Origin of the sequence: Dokdonella immobilis (genome assembly GCF_900115085.1) — a bacterium.
GTDB classification, from domain to species: Bacteria; Pseudomonadota; Gammaproteobacteria; order Xanthomonadales; family Rhodanobacteraceae; genus Dokdonella; species Dokdonella immobilis.
Genome location: NZ_FOVF01000005.1, coordinates 167,936 through 186,624 on the forward strand (window position 1 = coordinate 167,936; position 18,689 = coordinate 186,624).

General features: G+C 61.9%; 19 protein-coding genes. 12 read left to right on the forward strand and 7 right to left on the reverse strand.

Annotated elements, in window-relative coordinates:
• Nucleotides 1–83 precede the first annotated feature (83 nt).
• From BM125_RS05945 to BM125_RS05960, 4 genes are read right to left on the reverse strand one after another with little or no spacing between them, the layout of a single operon-like run.
• Nucleotides 84–1,055, reverse strand: a complete 972-nt coding sequence (locus BM125_RS05945; protein ID WP_092405900.1) for a hypothetical protein — start codon at nt 1,053–1,055, stop codon at nt 84–86.
• Nucleotides 1,052–1,909 (reverse strand): ABC transporter ATP-binding protein, encoded by an 858-nt coding sequence (locus BM125_RS05950; protein ID WP_092405902.1) that lies wholly within the window; start codon nt 1,907–1,909, stop codon nt 1,052–1,054. The genes BM125_RS05945 and BM125_RS05950 overlap by 4 nt, the downstream gene beginning before the upstream one ends.
• The gene (locus tag BM125_RS05955; protein ID WP_092405904.1) at nt 1,906–2,280 is read right to left on the reverse strand and encodes a GntR family transcriptional regulator; all 375 of its coding nucleotides are present in this window, start codon (nt 2,278–2,280) and stop codon (nt 1,906–1,908) included. Before BM125_RS05955 ends, BM125_RS05950 begins: the two co-directional genes overlap by 4 nt.
• 4 nt (nt 2,281–2,284) lie before the next feature.
• Nucleotides 2,285–2,656 (reverse strand): hypothetical protein, encoded by a 372-nt coding sequence (locus tag BM125_RS05960; RefSeq protein WP_092405906.1) that lies wholly within the window; start codon nt 2,654–2,656, stop codon nt 2,285–2,287.
• Between the two features lie 321 nt (nt 2,657–2,977).
• Here BM125_RS05960 and BM125_RS05965 point away from each other — a divergent pair, with 321 nt between their 5' ends.
• Nucleotides 2,978–3,550 carry a glutathione peroxidase gene (locus BM125_RS05965; protein ID WP_092405908.1) on the forward strand — a complete coding sequence of 191 codons (573 nt, stop codon included), beginning with the start codon at nt 2,978–2,980 and terminating at the stop codon, nt 3,548–3,550.
• Nucleotides 3,551–4,188: 638 nt separating this feature from the next.
• Here the strand turns inward: BM125_RS05965 and BM125_RS05970 are convergent.
• A complete protein-coding gene (locus BM125_RS05970; RefSeq protein ID WP_092405910.1) occupies nt 4,189–5,910 on the reverse strand; it encodes a bifunctional sulfate adenylyltransferase/adenylylsulfate kinase in 1,722 nt (573 codons plus the stop codon).
• A 544-nt stretch (nt 5,911–6,454) separates the two neighbouring features.
• Between BM125_RS05970 and bamJ the strand changes: the two genes are divergently transcribed.
• The 11 genes from bamJ (at nt 6,455) to BM125_RS19720 (ending at nt 16,986) form a co-directional block, all read left to right on the forward strand.
• Nucleotides 6,455–7,195 (forward strand): BamJ family beta-barrel-assembly machinery protein, encoded by a 741-nt coding sequence (gene bamJ / locus BM125_RS05975; RefSeq protein ID WP_092405912.1) that lies wholly within the window; start codon nt 6,455–6,457, stop codon nt 7,193–7,195.
• Nucleotides 7,196–7,365: 170 nt separating this feature from the next.
• Nucleotides 7,366–8,733, forward strand: coding sequence for a UDP-glucose dehydrogenase family protein (locus BM125_RS05980; RefSeq protein WP_092405914.1), 1,368 nt, complete (start codon nt 7,366–7,368; stop codon nt 8,731–8,733).
• A gap of 141 nt (nt 8,734–8,874) precedes the next feature.
• Nucleotides 8,875–10,008: a GDP-mannose 4,6-dehydratase gene (gene gmd, locus BM125_RS05985; protein WP_092405916.1), complete on the forward strand. Its 1,134-nt coding sequence runs from the start codon at nt 8,875–8,877 to the stop codon at nt 10,006–10,008.
• On the forward strand, nt 10,005–10,217 hold the full coding sequence (locus tag BM125_RS05990) for a SlyX family protein (protein ID WP_092405918.1): 213 nt from the start codon (nt 10,005–10,007) through the stop codon (nt 10,215–10,217). The genes gmd and BM125_RS05990 overlap by 4 nt, the downstream gene beginning before the upstream one ends.
• A 16-nt stretch (nt 10,218–10,233) precedes the next feature.
• Complete coding sequence (locus tag BM125_RS05995) at nt 10,234–10,803, forward strand: DUF2058 family protein (protein ID WP_092405920.1); 570 nt, start codon at nt 10,234–10,236, stop codon at nt 10,801–10,803.
• 251 nt (nt 10,804–11,054) lie between these two features.
• Nucleotides 11,055–12,149: a Kelch repeat-containing protein gene (locus BM125_RS06000; RefSeq protein ID WP_245778816.1), complete on the forward strand. Its 1,095-nt coding sequence runs from the start codon at nt 11,055–11,057 to the stop codon at nt 12,147–12,149.
• A 299-nt stretch (nt 12,150–12,448) separates the two neighbouring features.
• Entirely contained in the window at nt 12,449–13,678 is a 1,230-nt protein-coding gene (locus tag BM125_RS06005; RefSeq protein WP_175497933.1) for a tyrosine-type recombinase/integrase, read from the forward strand.
• 924 nt (nt 13,679–14,602) lie between these two features.
• The gene (locus tag BM125_RS19710) at nt 14,603–14,836 is read left to right on the forward strand and encodes a hypothetical protein (protein ID WP_139224876.1); all 234 of its coding nucleotides are present in this window, start codon (nt 14,603–14,605) and stop codon (nt 14,834–14,836) included.
• Entirely contained in the window at nt 14,833–15,843 is a 1,011-nt protein-coding gene (locus BM125_RS06020) for an AAA family ATPase (protein WP_092405930.1), read from the forward strand. Before BM125_RS19710 ends, BM125_RS06020 begins: the two co-directional genes overlap by 4 nt.
• On the forward strand, nt 15,830–16,579 hold the full coding sequence (locus tag BM125_RS19715) for a hypothetical protein (RefSeq protein WP_139224877.1): 750 nt from the start codon (nt 15,830–15,832) through the stop codon (nt 16,577–16,579). The genes BM125_RS06020 and BM125_RS19715 overlap by 14 nt, the downstream gene beginning before the upstream one ends.
• Before the next feature lie 38 nt (nt 16,580–16,617).
• Nucleotides 16,618–16,986, forward strand: coding sequence for a hypothetical protein (locus BM125_RS19720; protein WP_139224878.1), 369 nt, complete (start codon nt 16,618–16,620; stop codon nt 16,984–16,986).
• Between the two features lie 52 nt (nt 16,987–17,038).
• Here BM125_RS19720 and BM125_RS19725 read toward each other — a convergent pair whose 3' ends face one another.
• Together BM125_RS19725 and phbB are read right to left on the reverse strand one after the other, a co-directional pair.
• Nucleotides 17,039–17,743, reverse strand: coding sequence for a hypothetical protein (locus BM125_RS19725; RefSeq protein WP_139224879.1), 705 nt, complete (start codon nt 17,741–17,743; stop codon nt 17,039–17,041).
• Nucleotides 17,744–17,925: 182 nt separating this feature from the next.
• A complete protein-coding gene (gene phbB, locus BM125_RS06030) occupies nt 17,926–18,681 on the reverse strand; it encodes an acetoacetyl-CoA reductase (RefSeq protein ID WP_092405934.1) in 756 nt (251 codons plus the stop codon).
• Between the last annotated feature and the right edge of the window lie 8 nt (nt 18,682–18,689).

An 18,689-nucleotide genomic window follows, 5' to 3' on the forward strand; every position in this document is an offset into this window, starting at 1 on the left:
ACGTTCGGTCCACTGGCCGAACGAAGCCTGGAAAGCGAAGGGCCCGACGCTGGTGACAGCGTCGGGCCCTTTCGTCATGCGTCTCAGCTGGAAGTTTCGATGCGTGAGCGGCGCAGCCAGATTGCCGCAACGATCAGCGCCGTGCCGACGATCGCGCCGACCCAGACCCCCGGCGTAGCCAGCAGTCCATAGACGTGGGACGGGCTGAATACCTCGAGCATGTCGTCCCCGCGGAACACATTGCGGGTGAGGCGGAACTTCTCGCCGCCGTCCTCGAGCCACCAGCCCGGCATGATGCCGAACAGCAGCCGCGAGATGACGTCCTTGTAGAGGAACTCCTTGCTCAGGTGCGGCAGGCCCATCAGGCCGATCCAGCTGTTGGCGATGAACGCGAACAGGGGGACCAGCACCGCCCACAGGAACGGTTTGCTGCGAGCATAGGCCGACCAGAACAACAGCCATCCGACGGTCGGCAGGGCGACCAGGGCATCCACCGGCAGGGTCAGCAGGAACCGCCAGAACAGTCCGAGCGTGTGCGAAGCGCCGATCGCAGGGAGCGGATTGATGCCGTGCAGCAGGGCCCAGATCCCGACGATGACCAGCAATACGATGTAGGCAAGCGTGGCGATGGCCATCGAGATCAATGGGGCCAGCAATACCGCGGCGGCTACCTTCGACAGCACCGTCGAGGTATCGGAGACCGGCAGCGACTTCCAGAACAGCACGCTGCGGTCGCGGCGGTCGTCGTACAGGGCGCCGAGCAGGTAGAAGAACACGACAAAGAAGAACACCACGCAGAGCAGGCCCGCCAGCGCGACATAGGCAACGTCGAGGCCCGTACCCGCATGCACGAAGTCGCCGCTGCTCATGCGCTCGGAAATCTCGCGCCAGGGAATCCCGCCATTGACCTCGATTCGGGAAGCCGCGCTTTCGGCGACGACGATGCCGAGCAGGGTCAGCAGCAGCATGACCCCGCTGACCCAGATCGGCGCCCAGTAGAAGCCGCCCTTGTGCTCCCAGTACTCGCGTTTGACCAGCCATCCAAACGTGTTCATGCGTAGGTTCCTTTCATGGTGGCGACGAACAGGTCGACGATGCTCGGTTTGTGCATCTCGCCCAGCTCGGCCAGGCGCGAGCGGTCGACCCCGTCAAAGAGGAAAATCGACTTGCCGAAGATCTGGCGCTCGCTGAGCGGATTGAGCGCGCGCGCCGCCTCGGCCTTGTCCGGATTGACCATGATTTCCGAATAGCGATCGGCCACTTCGTCCATCGACGCGTCGAGGACGATCCTGCCATCGCGAATGAAGATCAGGTCGGTCAGGATGTGCTCGACTTCCTCGACCTGGTGGGTGGTGACGATGATCGTCTTGTTCTCGTCGAAGTATTCCGAGAGCAGGTTCTCGTAGAAGGTCTTGCGATAAAGGATATCGAGGCCCAGGGTCGGTTCGTCGAGGACGAGGACACGGGCGTCGATGGCCATGACCAGGGCCAGGTGCAACTGCACGATCATGCCCTTGGACAGTTCGCGAACGCGCATGTCCTTCCGGATCTTGGTGTGGCCCAGGTAGGCTTCGCACTTCTCGCGCGAGAAGCGCGGATGCACGCCGGCGACGAAATCGATGGCCTGGCCGACCCGGATCCAGCGCGGCAGGACGGCGACATCGGCGATGAAGCAGACCTGCTCCATCAGCTTGGGGCGGTCCGTGCGCGGATCGAGGCCGAGAACCGACAGCTCGCCGTCGAATTCGCTGAGTCCGAGGATGGCCTTCAGCGCCGTGGTCTTGCCGGCCCCGTTCGGACCGATCAGGCCGACGATGCGGCCGGCTTCGATCTCGAAATCGACGGCATCGAGGGCGACGGTGGTTCCGTATTTCTTGCTCAGTTTTCGCGCGTGGACGACAGCACTCATTGCGCATTCCCCTCGTGTTTCGGTGCGTGCTTGATCAGCGTTTCCAGATCGAGGCCCATGCGTTCGAGACGGGCATGCAGCGGCGGCCATTCCTCGGTCAGAAAGCGCTCGCGTTCGGATTTCAGCAGGGCGCTCCGCGCCCCTTCGGTGACGTACATGCCCAACCCTCTTCGTTTTTCCACGAGGTTCTCGTCGACGAGTTCCTGGTAAGCCTTGGATACGGTGATCGGATTGATCTGGAAATCCGCTGCGACCTGGCGAACCGAGGGCAGCGCATCTCCCTGCTTGAGCACACCGTCGAGGATCATCGCCACCACGCGGTCGCGTAGCTGACGATAGATCGGTGTGTTGTCGTTCCAAACCATGCTCATTGGCTTATTCCTTGATCGCGCGTGGCAGCAGCTTGCCAAAAGAATAGTAGGGCATGTCCAGACGCACATGAGGAAGGGCCGGCATGCCGAGGGCCGGTACGCTGGCCGAGGTCGATGCCACGAGGAATTCGCGTGCCGGTTCGGCCTGAGCAGGCGCGTCGGCGCGCACGACGACGACCGGGAGCGTCGGGATCTCGACCGAAGCGCGAACCATGACGGTCGGCAGCGTCGGGATGACCTCGGCGGGGCGCGCCGTGGCAACGGTAGCAGCCGGGGAGGTCAATTCCCTGGAGCTCGTGCCGGCCAGGCCCAGCGAGCCGACGATGGCGGCAATGGCCAGGGCAAGCATCAGGCGGGTATGGATCGTGCGGTTCATGGCGACCTCCCTGAGGTCATTTGATGAGTTAGTGTTGTAGGCAACTATAACACCTAAACTCGGGGTGTCAAGGGGGAGCCGGGATTCGGGATTGGGGATTCGGGATTCGGAACGACCAGCGGCGCGCCCGAACCTGACGGCGGCGCAAATCCGGTTGGCCTTGCGCCCCTCGCAGGAAGTTTCGGTTTGGATTTCCGTTGCGGATTGCCGGGCGCCTATGGCTTGATGGTCCCGAATCCCGAATCCCGAATCCCGAATCCCGAATCCCGAATCCCGAATCCCGAATCCCGAATCCCGAATCCCGTCCCAAGGAGTCCAAACATGCCCCGCATCCTGTTCGCCCTGTGCCTGCTTGCAGCCAGTGCCGCCTCGCACGCCTGCAGCGACCTGCTGTCCGCCGAATTCCGGCCGCTGGCCGGCAAGGAGAAGGTCGATCTTTGCAAGACCTATGCGGGAAAGGTGTTGCTCGTGGTCAACACGGCGAGCAAGTGCGGATTCACGCCGCAGTACGATGCGCTCGAGAAGCTGCATGCGACCTATGCGGACCGCGGTTTCGCCGTGCTCGGCTTCCCGTCCAATGATTTCGCCGGCCAGGAGCCGGGCACCGAGGCTGAAATCAGGGAATTCTGCACACTGACCTACGGCGTCAAGTTCCCGATGTTCGAGAAGGTCCACGTCAAGGGCGAGGACGCCGATCCGTTTTACCAGAAGCTTGCCGCCGCGTCGGAAGGCCGTGCCCCGACCTGGAATTTCTACAAGTACCTGATCGACCGCAACGGCAACGTCGTCGCCGACTTCGCCAGCAAGGTCAAACCCGACGACAAGGCGCTGGTGGCGAAAATCGAGGCGTTGATCGACGCCTCTGAAGAGGGTTCAGGCAGCGTCAAACATTAAGGAGGGTCTGATCAGGTAGCAGAGTCGTCATGGCGTTCAGAAATTTTTCCAAATGTGTCGCGTGGCTTAGTGAAGCCGGGTTGCCTTGACGAGGCGCGCGGTGCATGTGGGGAGCCTTCTGGACGCCACCTTTTCAGCATCCAGTCAATCAGTCAGGCGACGCCTGCCTGCGCGCAGATCCTTGTTGCGTCGACCTGAAAGACGGCCAGTCTGTCTGCGTCGACGCGTCGCGATCTGCACACAGGCAGGCGTCGTGACGACTTCGCTGCTTGATCAGACCCCACGTAACAGTGCGTTTCCACTGAGCGCGCTCGCCGTAATGTGTGCGGGCTGCACAAATGTATCGTCAATTATGGTGCATGGTCCGCACGCGCTGCTTCAGGCTGTTCCCGAGGTTTGTTCTATGTACGTGCGCCGTTTTGCGAAGGACCTGTCGATCGTCCGAGTTCAGTCAACCTGCGCATTCGCATGCAGCTCGCATTTCGTAGGAGCAGGCTTCAGCCGCGATGCTCTTCGTCTGCTGAGCGAGAAGCATCGCGGCTGAAGACGCTTCCTGCGGGGGCAATCCGCTGGCAGGTGCGGGTCGGGGTCGCTTCTGCAGCTCCCCATTCCCCATTCTCCATTCCCAACTCCCGGCTTTATTGTGCCGGCCGTATCAGTCCGAGCGCCTCGAGCTTGAGCACGATCTGCTGCACCGCCTGGTCGGGCGGCAGGCTGGTGGTGTCGATGCGCATTTCCGGGTTCTCGGGCACTTCATAGGGGTCGCTGATGCCTGTGAATTCCTTGATCTTGCCGGCGCGGGCGAGGGCGTAGAGGCCCTTGCGGTCGCGGCCCTCGCAGGTCTCGAGCGGGGTCGAGACATGGATCTCGACGAACACGCCGCCGGCGCTGACGTTTTCTCGGACGATTTCGCGCGAGCCCTTGTAGGGGGCGATAGGCGCGCAGATCGCGATGCCGCCGTTCTTGGTGATCTCGGCGGCCACGAAACCGATGCGCTGCACGTTGAGGTCGCGGTGCTCCTTGGAGAAGCCAAGCTCGCTGGACAGGTTCTTGCGCACGATATCGCCGTCGAGCAGGGTGACCGGACGCGTGCCGAGCTCGAGCAGACGCACCAGCAGCGCATTGGCGATGGTCGACTTGCCCGAGCCGGAAAGTCCGGTGAAGAACACCGTGAAGCCCTGCTTGTGGCGGGCCGGATGGGTCCGGCGCAACTCCTCGATGACTTCCGGATAGGTGAACCAGTCCGGGATGTCGAGTCCTTCCTGCAGGCGCCGGCGCAGTTCGGTGCCGGAGATATTGAGGACGGTGTCGCCGTCCTTCACTTCATCGGTCGGCATGTACTGCGCGCGTTCCTGCACGTAGACCATTTCCTGGAACGGCACCATCGTGATGCCGAGTTCGGCCTGGTGCTCGGCGACCAGGGCCTGGGCGTCGTAGGGGCCATAGAACGGCTTGCCGGAGCTGTCCACGCCCGGGCCGGCGTGATCGCGTCCGACGATGAAGTGCGTGCAGCCATGGTTCTTGCGGATGATCGCGTGCCACAGGGCTTCGCGCGGGCCACCCATGCGCATGGCCAGATGCAGCAGGGCCAACGTCGTGGTCTGGTCCGGGTAGTGACGCAGCAGTTTCTCGTAGCAGCGCACGCGCGTGTAGTGGTCGATGTCGCCGGGCTTGGTCAGGCCGACGACCGGATGGATGAGCAGGTTGGCCTCGGCGATCTGTGCCGCGCGGAAGGTCAGTTCGAGGTGCGCCCGGTGCATCGGATTGCGCGTCTGGAAGGCGACGATGCGCGACCAGCCCAGCTTGGCGAACAAGGCGCGCAATTCAGCCGGCGTCGAACGCAGATGGCTGAAGTCGTAGTGACGCGGCAGTTCAAGGCCATGCAGCCTGCCGCCGATGTAGACCGGATGGCTGCGCTCGAGCAGGTGACTGACGCCCGGGTGCTTGCGATCGATGGTGCCGAAGACCTTCTCGGCTTCCAGCGCGCGGTCGGGTTGCCAGCGGTCCTCGACGTCGAGGATGGCAAGCACGACCCCTTCCGGATCGCGCAACGCGATCTGCCGGGCATCGCCGATCGCATCGGCGAATTTCTGGTCGACATCGAGGGTGATCGGCATCGGCCACAGGCTGCCGTCGCTCAGGCGCATCTGGTCGCGTACCGACTCGTAGTCAGCGCGGACCATGAAGCCGCGCAGCGGGGAAAAGGCACCGGTCAGCAGCATTTCGAGGTCGCACAACTGGCGCGCGGTCAGGTCCCAGGAAGGCAGCGAACCGGCTGCATGCTTGAGTGATTCGACTTCGGCGGCCGGAACAAGGCCATCGACGAGGTGGCCACCATGGGGAGCGATCAGCTGGGACATCGAGTTTCCTGGCTAGTGGGTCAACGGGACAGTACCTGCCAGCCACGTCTTCGGCGCGACGCGGAGCAGGCGCCGGACGGCGGGCCCGGCATGGGTATCGAGCGCGGATGGAGCGCGGCACTGCGGTGAAACGACCGCGGGGCAGTGCCGGAGCCCGGGGATTATAAGGCCTTGCGCATTCTTTTGCGGTGCGCGCATCGGCCGGGTCGGGTTTTGCTCGACAGAAGAGCACCATCGGAGTGGCCAAGGGCCGGCCCCGGATTGTGCCAGGCCATTACCGGCTCGGCTCCGGCATGGCCGAATGCCCGAAAACGCGGCCGGGTGAACAGAATTTTCCGGATCGTTCAGGAGAATCCGGGAACCCGCGCGCCGCTTCGCGTTCTCAAGGGTCAGCAGGGGCGTCAAGGTACAGGGGGCCCAGGCAGGAATGCCGGTGTTTGCCATCAAAGGCGACCACCGCCACAATATGCGGCCCGCTTGCCCCACGGATTCTGTCGGGCGGCCAGCAGCCGTCCTCAATCGTTTTACCCAGGAGCTCTCATAAATGACCCGTTTCGTCCGCAAGACCCTTATCGCCATGGCACTGACCACGGCATTCGGCGCCGGCAATGCCCTGGCTGTCGATGCTTCGCTCAAGACCGAGAAAGACAAGGTCAGCTACATGGTCGGCGCCGACGTCGGCCGCGGCCTGACCCAGATCAAGGACGAGCTTGATCTGAAAATCGTCATGCAGGCCATGCAGGACGAATTCAACGGCGGCAAGACCCTGATGACCCAGGAAGAGGGCCAGCAGGTCCGCCAGGAGTTCATGCAGAAGCTCCAGGCCAAGCGCGTTGCCGAAGAGAAGGTGGCCGCCGAAAAGAACAAGAAGGAAGGCGATGCGTTCCTCGCCAAGAACAAGGCCAAGCCGGGCGTGAAGACGACCGCCTCGGGCCTGCAGTATGAAGTGATCAAGCAGGGCACCGGTCCGAAGCCGAAGGAAACCGATACGGTCAAGGTCGACTACACCGGCACCAAGATCGACGGTACCAAGTTCGACAGCTCGATCGACCGCGGCCAACCGGCCACGTTCCCGCTGAACGGCGTGATCAAGGGCTGGACCGAGGGCCTGCAGCTGATGCCGGTCGGTTCCGAGTACAAGCTGGTTATTCCGGCCGAACTCGCCTACGGCGAAAATGCGCCGCCGACGATTGGTCCGAATGCGACCCTGATCTTCGACGTCAAGCTGATCTCGATCGAAACCGGTGCCGAGAAGGCTGCGCCGGCCGCTGCCGAGAAGAAGTAAGTCTTAGAACCGCTGCAAACCAGGGGCGTGCCGCAAACGGCACGCCCTTGGCGTTTCTGGGGGCATCCATTGCGCGCGGTCGAGCACGCAAGGGCGATCGTGGCCGGGCGGCGCAAGTGCGGAAGCTGGCGGCAATCCGAGGTCGCCAGTGAGAATCAGGAGATCATGAGATGCGCGTTGCAATCTTTGGGACCGGCTACGTCGGACTGGTCACCGGAACCTGCCTGGCCGAGGTCGGCAACGATGTCATCTGCGTCGATGTCGACGCGCTGAAGGTGGCGCGCCTGGAGCGCGGCGAAATCCCGATCTTCGAGCCCGGGCTGAGCCCGCTGGTCATCGACAACCATGCCGCCGGGCGGCTGCATTTCACCACGGACGCCGAGAGCGCCATCGCGCACGGCGAGATCATCTTCATCGCCGTTGGCACGCCGCCGGATGAGGATGGCAGCGCCGATCTGAGTCATGTGCTCGACGTGGCCCGGACCATTGGCCGCACCCTGCAGCGCCCTGCCGTGATCGTCAACAAGTCTACCGTGCCGGTCGGTACCGCCGACCGCGTCCGCGACACGATTGCCGCGGAGCTGGCCGGGCGCGGGGTCGATGTCCAGTTCGACGTCGTGTCCAACCCGGAATTCCTCAAGGAAGGTGACGCCGTCCAGGACTGCATGCGCCCCGATCGCATCATCATCGGCAGCGACAGTGCGCGCGCGATCACGGCCCTGCGTACCCTGTACGCGCCCTTCAACCGCAATCACGATCGACTCGTGCTGATGGACGTGCGTTCTGCCGAGCTGACCAAGTACGCGGCGAACGCCATGCTGGCGACCAAGATCAGCTTCATGAACGAGATCGCCAACATCGCCGAACGCGTCGGTGCCGATGTCGAGCAGGTCCGCCTTGGTATCGGCTCGGATCCGCGCATCGGCTATCACTTCATCTATCCGGGCGCCGGCTATGGCGGGTCCTGCTTTCCCAAGGACGTCAAGGCGCTCGAACACATCGCGCGCAGCCAGGGCTATGAGCCGCGCGTGCTGAGCGCCGTCGAAGCGACCAATGCGGCCCAGAAGGAGCGCCTGTTCGAACTGCTCGGCAGCTACTTCGAGGCGCAGCTGAAAGGCCGCACGATCGCCCTCTGGGGGCTCGCTTTCAAGCCGAATACCGACGACATGCGCGAGGCGCCGAGCCGGACCCTGCTCGAACAGTTGTGGAACGCGGGGGCACGCGTGCGCGCCTACGATCCCGAGGCCCATGACGAGGTGCGCCGTATCTACGGCATGCGCGAGGACCTGCAGTTGTGCGATTCGCAGTACCAGGCACTGGAAGGCGCCGATGCGCTGGTCGTGGTCACGGAATGGAAGGCCTTCCGCAGTCCGGATCTGGGCAGGATCCGCGAGTTGCTGGCGACGCCGGTCATCTTTGACGGGCGCAACATCTTCGACCCGCAGGCGATCGAATCGGCCGGCCTGGCCTATTACGGCATCGGCCGCGGGCGCAGTGTCGCACGCTTCCAGGAGCGCTCCGGTCCGATGGCGCAATAGCCGCGTTGCAGGTGCGCACGCCTTTCGCCGCGTGCGATTGTCGGCTTGCGGACTGTACCTCGATGTCGGCCGTCGCTAACATCGTCCATTCCCGTCCGATCCGCGCGATCGGCGAATCTCCCTCCGAACGCAGATCCCACGATGGAAAAGAAACGTGCTTTGGTCACCGGCATCACCGGCCAGGATGGGGCATACCTTGCCGAGCTGCTGTTGTCCAAGGGCTACGAGGTGCATGGCCTGAAGCGCCGCGCGTCCTCGTTCAACACCGAGCGCATCGACCATCTCTATCGTGAACTCGACGAAACCGGCCCGTCGCTGACCCTGCACTATGGCGACCTGACCGATTCGACCAGCCTCATGCGCGTGGTCCAGGAGGTCGAGCCGCACGAAATCTACAACCTCGCCGCGCAGAGCCATGTCGCGGTGTCGTTCGAGGAACCCGAGTACACGGCCAACGCCGATGGCCTCGGTACCCTGCGCCTGCTCGAAGCGATGCGCATCCTCGGCATCCAGGAGCGCTGCCGCATCTACCAGGCCTCGACTTCCGAACTGTACGGGCTCGTGCGCGAGACGCCGCAACGCGAGTCGACGCCGTTCCATCCGCGCTCGCCTTATGGCGTGGCCAAACTGTACGCCTACTGGATCACCGTGAACTACCGCGAGGCTTACGGGATGTATGCCTGCAACGGCATCCTGTTCAACCACGAGTCGCCGATCCGCGGCGAAACGTTCGTCACGCGCAAGATCACGCGCGGCCTGGCCCGCGTGATCCACGGGCTGCAGCAGTGCCTCTACCTGGGCAACCTCGACGCGCGGCGCGATTGGGGCCATGCCCGCGACTACGTCGAGGCGCAATGGCTGATCCTGCAGCAGGACAGCGCGCACGACTACGTGATCGCGACCGGCATCCAGCACTCCGTGCGCGAGTTCGTCGTGCTGGCGGCGCGCGAAATGGGCGTCGAGATCGAATTTCGAGGGCAGGGCGCCGACGAGGTCGGCGTGGTCGCCGACATCCGCAACCCGGGTGGTCGCATCGCGCGCGGCGATATCCTGTTGCGCATCCATCCGCAGTACTACCGACCGGCGGAAGTTGAAACCCTGCTCGGCGATCCGACCTTCGCTCGCGAGAAGCTGGGCTGGATACCGAAGACGAGCTTCGCCGAACTGGTTCACGAAATGGCGACGGCCGATCACGCCCTGGCCGCCGGCGAAGCCGCGGGAACACTGGGTGCCCGCCATGGCCGCCACCTGATAGAGAGTCTGCCAAAACCATGAATTCGCTCGAGGAGCGCCTGACCGAGCTCGAAGTGCGGCTCGCCTTCATCGATGACGCGGTGGCCGCACTGAATGCGGCCGTGGCCATGCAGGACCAGTCGATGCTCGGCATGCGCGACGCGATCGACCGCCTGCGCAGCGACCTGCTTGGGCTGCGCTCGACGCTCGGCAACGACGTCAGCAACGAGCCGCCTCCCCCTCACTACTGAGTCCCAGCCTACCGACATGGCCGATTCACTCCGAGATCTACTGCTGAAAAGCGGACTGGTACAGAAGCTCAAGGCGGAAGCACGCGAGGTGCGCCCGGTCGAGCGCCCGCAGTGGCCGGCCAAGGCCAAGCCGCGTCCGGATCGCAAGCGCGTTCCGAACAAGGGCGCAGAGACGCGCAGCCAGGAGGAAATCGATCTCGCCCGCGCCTATGGTCTTCGCGAGCGTGCGGAACGCGAACAGCGCGAGCGGGAAAAGAGGGAGGCGGAGCGGCGCGCGAAGGAAAAGGCCGAGCGCAAGCAGAAGCTGGCCGCGCTGTTCGACGGCAAGGCCCTCAACAAGGAGGACGCCGAGATCGCCCGGCACTTCCCGCACGGCGAAAAGATCCGTCGCGTCTACTGTACGGCCGAGCAACTGGTCGAGGTCAATGCCGGCAGGATTGCCGTCGTGCAGTATCGCGGTCGCTATCTCTTGGTGGATCGGGAGGTCGCCGAACAGGCCCGCGCCATCAGTTCGGAATCGCTGGTGCTGCTGTGCGATCCGGATGCTCCGGCGGACGACGACATCCCGGACGATTTGATCTGGTAGTGACGGGACAATGGGAGAAGTGGTCGCTCCATTCCAGCAGTGGCTCGAACTCGGAACCGGCGAATCGATCCTGTCGACCGTGATGCGGGCAGGTGGAGCCACAGACCCGAGTTTTTCGCGGTAAGATTTTCGGGGCTGCCAATGGGTACCCCGTGACCCAGCGAGTTCGTCGAACACGCGCGGCGGCTTGCCGAACGACAGGAGATGATCGATCCATGGACCGCCGCTCAATCCGACCCCCACGCTTGAGCATGATCCTATTCCTGGCCGCCACAGCGATCGTGTGTGCCATGGAACCTGCATTCCCGGCGTCGTCGAACTGGCATCCTGTCGCCAGCATGCAAGTCCAGCGCAGCCATCACACGGCCACGCTGCTGTTGTCAGGAAAGGTGCTCGTCGTCAGTCATTACGAAGGGGAGGTGTATGACCCCTCGTCGAATACGTGGGCCGTCGCGTCGGGCCTTTCGGTTCCCCGCTTCGATCACACGGCAACGCGTCTTGCTTCCGGCAAGGTCTTGATTGCCGGAGGCTACGCCACGACCGTCGGGTTCTTGAAGAGCGCAGTGATTTTCGACCCGGCCGACAACTCGTGGAGCGACGCCGCGGACATGTCGAATGCGCGGACCGATTTTTCGTCGGTGTTGCTGCCTTCCGGCAAAGTACTCGTCGTGGGCGGGCGTAATGGCGCCGGCTATGTTGCCGAGGCTGAGATCTACGATCCAGCGCTTGATACCTGGAGCCCGGCGGGGAGCCTTGCGCACGAAAGGGTATACGCGACGGCGACGCTTACCGGCACGGGTCAAGTGATGGTGACCGGCGGCGCCCATTTCACGATCCACCTCGCGAGTACAGAACTCTACGACCCGAGCAGTGGACTCTGGACCGAAGTAGGGGATCTGCATACCGGCCGCTACTGGCAGACCGCAACCCTGATGCCATCCGGATCCATCCTGGTCAGCGGCGGTCAGATCGACACGCCGGAGTATTCAACGAGCACCGAGATCTTCGACGCCGGCACCGGAACCTGGAGCCCGGGATCCAGCATGGCCTACGGGCGTGGAATCCACGCAGCCAGTGTGCTCGATAACGGGAAGGTGCTCGTTTCCGGCGGATACTCCTGGAACGGACAGGATGTGGTTGCCGCGACGGAACTCTACGATGAAGTCCGCAACGAGTGGAGCCATGCGGGCATGTTGGCGGCTGGGCGCGTTTTCCATACCTCCACGGTGCTCGACTCGGGCGATGTCCTCGTCGTCGGTGGGATCGGGCCGTCCGGATCTCCGCTGGAAACCGCCGAACTGTACGACTGGGATGGTGAAGCCATCTTCAGCGGCGGATTCGATTGAGTCGACCGAATTGCGGGAGTTGTGTGCGGCACCAGGCGTGCATGCAAGTGAACGGCATTCGCGACGGGAAGGCATTCGTCTACGAAGCCCGAGGCTCGGAAGCCCCGCTTCAGAAATCCATGAAGTATCTGACTTGCGGTCTGATCAGATCTAGCCAAAGCCAGCGAATCGAACTTTGCCCCCTGATATAGCCGGGTTTCCAGCCTAGTTTCGTCTATTGCTGTCCAATGCAATCAGGCGGACAATGGGTAGCCAGAAGGGTAGTCAAGTCGATCAGCTACCCATTTTGGTGGCGACCGATGGCGAAGCGGCAAACCAAGATCCTTTCTGATCCCCAGATTCGCGCGTGGGTCGCTGATGGTGATCCGGTGGCAAAGAGCGATGGCGACGGGCTGACGTTCACCTTGTCCGCCGCAGGTCTTGCGGTCTGGGTGCTCCGCTACCGGATTGGCGGACGCCGTCGGGAATTGACCCTTGGGCGATACCCGGACTTGACCCTGAAAGCGGCGCGCGCCCGCGCTGCGGTGGAACGCATTAAGGTTTCGGATGGCGTAGACGTTGCTGCTGAGAAGCGGAGGGCGAAACACGCCAGCGTGGAAGCATGGACAGTCCGCCAACTGATCCAAGACTACGAATCCAAGAATCTGGCGAATGCTGCGACGTCCACGCGGAAACTCTACAGGGGCTATATCGCCAATTGGGTAGCGCCAAGACTCGGGGCCATGTTGGTTCGTGACGTTGCGCCCGCTGATGTCGTTGTAGTGCTTCGGGAATCCTCCACACGAGGGGCGGGAGCCATGCGCACGACCCATGCAGCTACGCGCGCATTGTTCGAGCACGCACGTGGGCAGGCGATTCGCATTGACAATCCGGCGGCAAACATCAATCGCGACACAATCGCGCCAGCGCCACCGCGAAGAAAGGGACTGTCGTTTGAAGGTGAGAGTTTGGCCGCGTTCGTCCGGGCTATCCCTGATGACGTGAAGGGCTGGGCATTGCGCCTGCACCTGATGACCGGTGTCCGACCGGGCGAGCTATGCGGAGCCGCATGGCGCGAGTTTGACGAAACCGCGGGGACATGGACGCTTCCGGCAGAGCGCACCAAGACCGGCAGCGAATACACGATCAGCCTGCCCGCTCAGGCTTGGGAATTGTTGCGAAGGATTCGGGACAATACGCAACAATCGGCGTTTGTGTTTCCGGCCGCGCGCGGTAGTGATCGCCCAATTCCCTATCAGACCTATCGGGCATGGCTCTGGCGCGTTATGGATGCGCTCGAAATACCACGCAAGACATTCAAGCCGCATGACCTGCGCCGAACAATGCGCGGCGGCCTTGCCTTACTTGGCGTGCGTTTTGAGGTTGCAGAACGCGCGATCAATCACAAGCTGCCCGGTATGGCTGAAATATACGATCGCAACGACTATGCGAAGGAGAGGAAAGCCGCGCTGGCGCAATGGGCGGACTATCTGGACTCTCTGCGAACGAGGGCGAATGTGGTGCCAATCAAGAAAGAGGCGGCAAGCTAGACGGGATCAAAGCGGGTTGGACTTGATTGTTCACAAGTGCGCCCTTAGACTATGTTTCGAGCGCCCCCCTTGAAAGAGGCATGGGCGCGCGCATCGGAAACCATGCGATGCGGTCCGACGTTCACGTTCTACCCTGCGAAAGCGGCAAGGGAACCATAGGCGTCCTAGCTCAGGGCTGCAAAGCATCAAGCGACGAAGCGCAACGGAGCGGATATTTGATCCGCATTTGTTGCCACGGCTCGCTTGATGTATTTCCCAAATACCAGCGAGCCATGTCGGAGTTCCCGCCATGGATTCGAGTGTTCCTGAGTATGGCTTTCTGCGGCTAAAGCAGATTATCGGCAACGCCGATGCACGCATTGACCCAATCATTCCAGTTTCTGCCGCTACATGGTGGGCTGGCTGTGCCAGTGGTAGATATCCCAAGCCGATAAAACATGGTGGCATCACACTTTGGCGTGCGTCTGACATTCGAGACTTGTGCGATCGAATTGCCAGCAACAAAGGGGCGCAGCTATGAGCGTCCAAAAGCAAGAACGAAGCCCGGCGGCAACCGGGCTTCGAGGTGGCACGAGCAGCAATTTACACGTTCAGAATGCCAGCCCCGACGCTCTGTTGCAACGCCTGGACCGCGTGCAACAGTCCAGCGAAACCCATTGGCGCTCTGCGTGTCCGTCATGTGGCGGGCAGTCTCGGAAACTGAGCATTACGTTTCGCGATGGCAAGGTTCTAGTCCACTGCTTTTCCTGCCACGACGCCGAGGGCGTGCTAGCCGCTGTCGGGTTGTCGTGGTCCGACCTGATGCCACCGAGGGCATGGCCCCAGAGCGCGGAAGAGCGGAGGGCCGCACGCCGAGCCGTTCGCGAGCACGCATGGTCCTGCGCCATTGAGATTGTCTGCGTCGAGGCAGTCATTGTGCATTTGGTGGCCCTGCAGATTGCAGCCGGCGAACCGCTGAGTGTCGAGGATTCCGACCGTTTTGCGCTGGCGTGTTCTCGGATTGACGCGGCTGCTCTGATCCTTTCGGGCCGGGACACATGGAAGCCGGACTACTGCTTCAAACCGGATCGCCTGATTGAAATCAAGCGTGGAGCCGTGGCCGCTATCCGGCGCCAATTGGAAGGCGCAGAGCATGAGCTTGCGGAGGTGTCCGCATGAGTAGGCTGGAACAACGCGCATTTGAGGCAACGGAGCAGCCATCCAAGCGGGAGGGGCGCCCCGTTGTCGCAGTCGGAGCACATGACCTGCTAGCGGCTGACTTTCCCCCGCGTGACATGCTGTTGTCGCCGTGGCTGCTGTCGCAATCGCTGGCGATGATTCACGCATGGCGCGGCATCGGGAAAACGCACCTGGCCATGCTCATCGCGTACGCACTCGGAAGTGGCGGACAGTGCCTTTCGTGGTCCGCACCCGCGCCCGTTCCGACCCTGTATATCGACGGAGAAATGCCCGGCGCTGCACTCCGCGACCGACTGGCCCGGATCGTCGAAATATCGGAAGAGGAACCGCCGGAGGGATTCTTGCGGTTTGTGACCCCGGACCTACAGCCGGACGGCATCATGCCGGACCTTTCGACCTATGAAGGGCAGAACGCCATCGAGCGGGTACTAGGTGACGCGAAAGTGATCGTGGTCGACAACCTGTCTTGCTTGGCGCGCACCGGAAAGGAAAACGAGGGTGATAGCTGGCAGCCGGTTGCGGAATGGGCGCTGCGGATGAGGGCGACGGGTAGAACCGTGATCTTCATCCATCACAGCGGTAAGGGTGGAACGCAACGCGGCACGAGCAAGCGTGAAGACCTGCTAGACGTCGTCATGCTCTTGAAGCGGCCCGCCGACTACAACCCCACGCAAGGGGCACGGTTCGAGATTCACTTCGAGAAGGCCCGGAGCCTGTACGGGCAAGAAGTGAAGCCTATCGAGGCCACGCTTGAGACTCTGCCGAACGGAAGGCAGACATGGGCCATGCATGAGGTGTCCGACGTCGCGGACGCCGCCATGATTGAGCTGGCAGAGCTTGGATTGCCGCACGCTGAAATTGCCCGCGAGCTTGGCTGTCACCGTTCCACGGTACTACGGGCATTGCGCAAGGCAGAACAAGAGGGTCGGTTCTCGCCGAAGAAGAAGCCCAAGCGGAAGGAGCGAGACCGCTATGGCGACGACTGAGCGGACCAGCCTGCACGAGTTGTTGCGCGTTGCATTCCCCAGTGTGCGCAACACGCAACAAATGACCAAAAACCGTGCAACAGCACGCGCAACAGGCACGCAACAGACAAGCCTAAAGGTGTTGGCGTTGCTGGCTTTAGGCCGCACCAACACGCGCAACAAGAGCGCAGCCGAGGGAGGGAAACCCGCGCAACAAACACCCGTTTTCGACCCTGCCTTTGTTGCGCAAGAATCCGACGTTCGAGGCCGATTGATCCGCATTGCCGAGGCCGATCTGTTCAACGTGGCCTTGCTTGATTCTCAGGAAGCCGATGATCTGGCGTTGCTGGCCAACCTGGACGACAACGGCCTGCGTGGATTCCTGCAATGCATACACGACGACAGCCTGCGCGTGCATGGCCATTGTTTACCCGACGATACAGCGCGCGCCTTGTGCCGATCCTGCGGCCCAGTCTGGATTGGTCCCGAAGTTGCCGCGCTTGCACCAATAATTGAAGGATGGCCGCGTGTATTGGGTTGTCCGTGGTGTCACGTAAAGAACCGCCAAGCGATGCGACGGCCTGCGATCAATTGCGGGGACTGTCGACACTTCATACCGGACCCCGTCAATCCCGGCGCGGGCATGGGTCGCTGCGGGATTGATCGCGAGCCGAAAGAATCGGAGCCGATGCATTACCCGGATGCGCAACGAGAGTGCGAGAAATTCAATCCAAAGGGCGTAAGGCCATGTCAGTAGGTGGAAAGCGAGAAGGGGCAGGACGCAAGCCCGGCTCTGTGAACAAGATCAGCAAGCGCGCAAGGGAAGCAGCGGCCAAAACTGGCGAACTGCCGCATGAGTTCCTTTTGCGGATCGCGCGCGGTGAAAAGATAGGTGAGCATGAGCCAACCTTTCAGGAGCGCGTTGATGCAGCCAAAGCAGCGGCTCCCTACTACGCAGCGAGGCTTGGCGCTGTCGATGTCAACGCCAAGGTGCGCACGGCTGCTAGATCGTTGCGCGAACTTTCAGACGAAGAGCTGATCCATCTCGCGGCAGGTGGCTCACTGGACGAAATAGGCCTTGGCAACGGTTCCATGCCCATCGCGGCTTTGCCTCCACCAGCATTTCAAATCCACCCGATTCGATCGATGCGGGATGATGAATGAAAATCAGAGATTCAGCCGGAGAGAATTGACGCGTGTAAATTGATTGAAATTGCTAGTCGCTTTTCATACGAAGTTCAACGAGCCGGTACACCTCCGGATCCCAATATGCCCCGAGGTTCCTACTCTTTGACAGAAGCTCCCAAACGACTGCCCAACTGAGAGTCCACGATCCGACGGATGCATAGGCAGTAAGCATGGATTGAAGCGTTTTAGCTGCGCGATACCGCTGTCGCCACTTGAGTCCCTGCACTACAACCGCCAATGCTATGGCGCTTCCAGCAAGCCAAGAAGAATTGAATGCCAATGCTGCGAATAAGATCGCAACAAAGATCAGCCATTTCAGGGCGCGCCATATCCAGCGAAGTGCGATTAACCATCTCTTCTCTGGGCTGCTCGCCATGCTTCCGATCGGGTTGAGAACGGCGGCATACGCGGAAATTTCTGCATACATCAGGACGTTGACGATCAGCCAGTCGAATTCGCGTCGATGAATTCCTCTCAAATGCTCAATGTAGTGCGCGGCTGAGCTTCGCAGTGAATCGCGGTGGTATTCAACTGAGTACAGAGATTCAGGCTCACGTGATGGGTGAAAGTGTCTCCACCCGTCTAACGGTTCCCCGTTTCGCCGTATCGAGGAATAAAAACTATTCAGGAATTCCTGACTCTCATCTCGTAACGAGAGATTCTCAGCCGTATCGTCGTCGGAGATCTGGCTGCGGATGATTCGATTTGCCTGCTCCCAAGAAAGGCTATCCATAAGGCCGTCCAAGACGCGAGTGTGTGATGACTAGCAGAGCATCATCGGCCGGGCTAATCAATCGCAGTCGACTGTACGATGCGACAGGCGAGGAATATTGGTAGCTATCCGGGTAGCTATGCTGAAAACGCAGGAGGATTGAAAGATAAAAATGTTTGAAAACAATATGATAAGTCTATCCGTCAGAAATCCATGAAGTAGCCGCCATTCACCGGAATGTTGGCGCCGGTTATGAAGCCGGAATCCTCGTTGCAGAGGAACTCGACGACGCGGGCGATCTCGGCCGGTCGGCCGAGTCGGCCGACCGGAATCCTCGAAACGATGTCGTTGCGCACGGTCTCGGGTACGGCCATGACCAGCGCGGTTTCGCAGTAGCCCGGCGAGACGCTGTTGACGGTCACGCCCTTGCTCGCGACTTCCCGGGCCAGGGCCATGGTGAATCCGTGCATGCCGGCCTTGGCCGCCGAGTAGTTGGTCTGGCCGAATTGTCCGGTCTGGCCGTTCACCGAGGAAATGTTGACGATGCGGCCGAAGCCGCGCCCGGTCATGCCGTCGATGAGTGCACGGCAGGTGTTGAAAACGCCGTCCAGATTGACCGTGATCACGTCCGACCATTGTTGCTCGGACATCTTGCGCAGGCTCGTGTCGCGGGTAATGCCGGCCGCATTGACCAGGATCGACACCGGTCCATGCCGGGACTGGATGTCGGCCAGGGTCGCCCCGCTGCTGGCATGATCGGAAACATCGAGCGGTTCGAACACGATGGCGTCGGAGAATTCGGCGACCTCGGCCCGGAAGGCATCGATCCGCTCGGCGCGCGCAGCGAGGTCGGCGGCGATGACGCGCTTGCCGGCGCGGGCCAGATGGCGACAGATTTCGGTTCCGAGGCCGCCGATACCACCGGTTACGAGGGCCACATGCGGGTTGCTTTCGGACATGGTCGGCA

What these genes read in the sequence shown, in the direction of transcription:
- BM125_RS06000 (WP_245778816.1), top strand. Translation starts at nt 11,055, where the DNA reads ATGATCCTATTCCTGGCCGCCACAGCGATCGTGTGTGCCATGGAACCT.
- BM125_RS06020 (WP_092405930.1), top strand. Translation starts at nt 14,833, where the DNA reads ATGAGTAGGCTGGAACAACGCGCATTTGAGGCAACGGAGCAGCCATCC.
- phbB (WP_092405934.1), bottom strand. Translation starts at nt 18,681, where the DNA reads ATGTCCGAAAGCAACCCGCATGTGGCCCTCGTAACCGGTGGTATCGGC.
- BM125_RS19725 (WP_139224879.1), bottom strand. Translation starts at nt 17,743, where the DNA reads ATGGATAGCCTTTCTTGGGAGCAGGCAAATCGAATCATCCGCAGCCAG.
- BM125_RS05990 (WP_092405918.1), top strand. Translation starts at nt 10,005, where the DNA reads ATGAATTCGCTCGAGGAGCGCCTGACCGAGCTCGAAGTGCGGCTCGCC.
- BM125_RS05995 (WP_092405920.1), top strand. Translation starts at nt 10,234, where the DNA reads ATGGCCGATTCACTCCGAGATCTACTGCTGAAAAGCGGACTGGTACAG.
- gmd (WP_092405916.1), top strand. Translation starts at nt 8,875, where the DNA reads ATGGAAAAGAAACGTGCTTTGGTCACCGGCATCACCGGCCAGGATGGG.
- BM125_RS05970 (WP_092405910.1), bottom strand. Translation starts at nt 5,910, where the DNA reads ATGTCCCAGCTGATCGCTCCCCATGGTGGCCACCTCGTCGATGGCCTT.
- bamJ (WP_092405912.1), top strand. Translation starts at nt 6,455, where the DNA reads ATGACCCGTTTCGTCCGCAAGACCCTTATCGCCATGGCACTGACCACG.
- BM125_RS05950 (WP_092405902.1), bottom strand. Translation starts at nt 1,909, where the DNA reads ATGAGTGCTGTCGTCCACGCGCGAAAACTGAGCAAGAAATACGGAACC.
- BM125_RS05945 (WP_092405900.1), bottom strand. Translation starts at nt 1,055, where the DNA reads ATGAACACGTTTGGATGGCTGGTCAAACGCGAGTACTGGGAGCACAAG.
- BM125_RS05980 (WP_092405914.1), top strand. Translation starts at nt 7,366, where the DNA reads ATGCGCGTTGCAATCTTTGGGACCGGCTACGTCGGACTGGTCACCGGA.
- BM125_RS05955 (WP_092405904.1), bottom strand. Translation starts at nt 2,280, where the DNA reads ATGAGCATGGTTTGGAACGACAACACACCGATCTATCGTCAGCTACGC.
- BM125_RS19715 (WP_139224877.1), top strand. Translation starts at nt 15,830, where the DNA reads ATGGCGACGACTGAGCGGACCAGCCTGCACGAGTTGTTGCGCGTTGCA.
- BM125_RS05965 (WP_092405908.1), top strand. Translation starts at nt 2,978, where the DNA reads ATGCCCCGCATCCTGTTCGCCCTGTGCCTGCTTGCAGCCAGTGCCGCC.
- BM125_RS05960 (WP_092405906.1), bottom strand. Translation starts at nt 2,656, where the DNA reads ATGAACCGCACGATCCATACCCGCCTGATGCTTGCCCTGGCCATTGCC.
- BM125_RS06005 (WP_175497933.1), top strand. Translation starts at nt 12,449, where the DNA reads ATGGCGAAGCGGCAAACCAAGATCCTTTCTGATCCCCAGATTCGCGCG.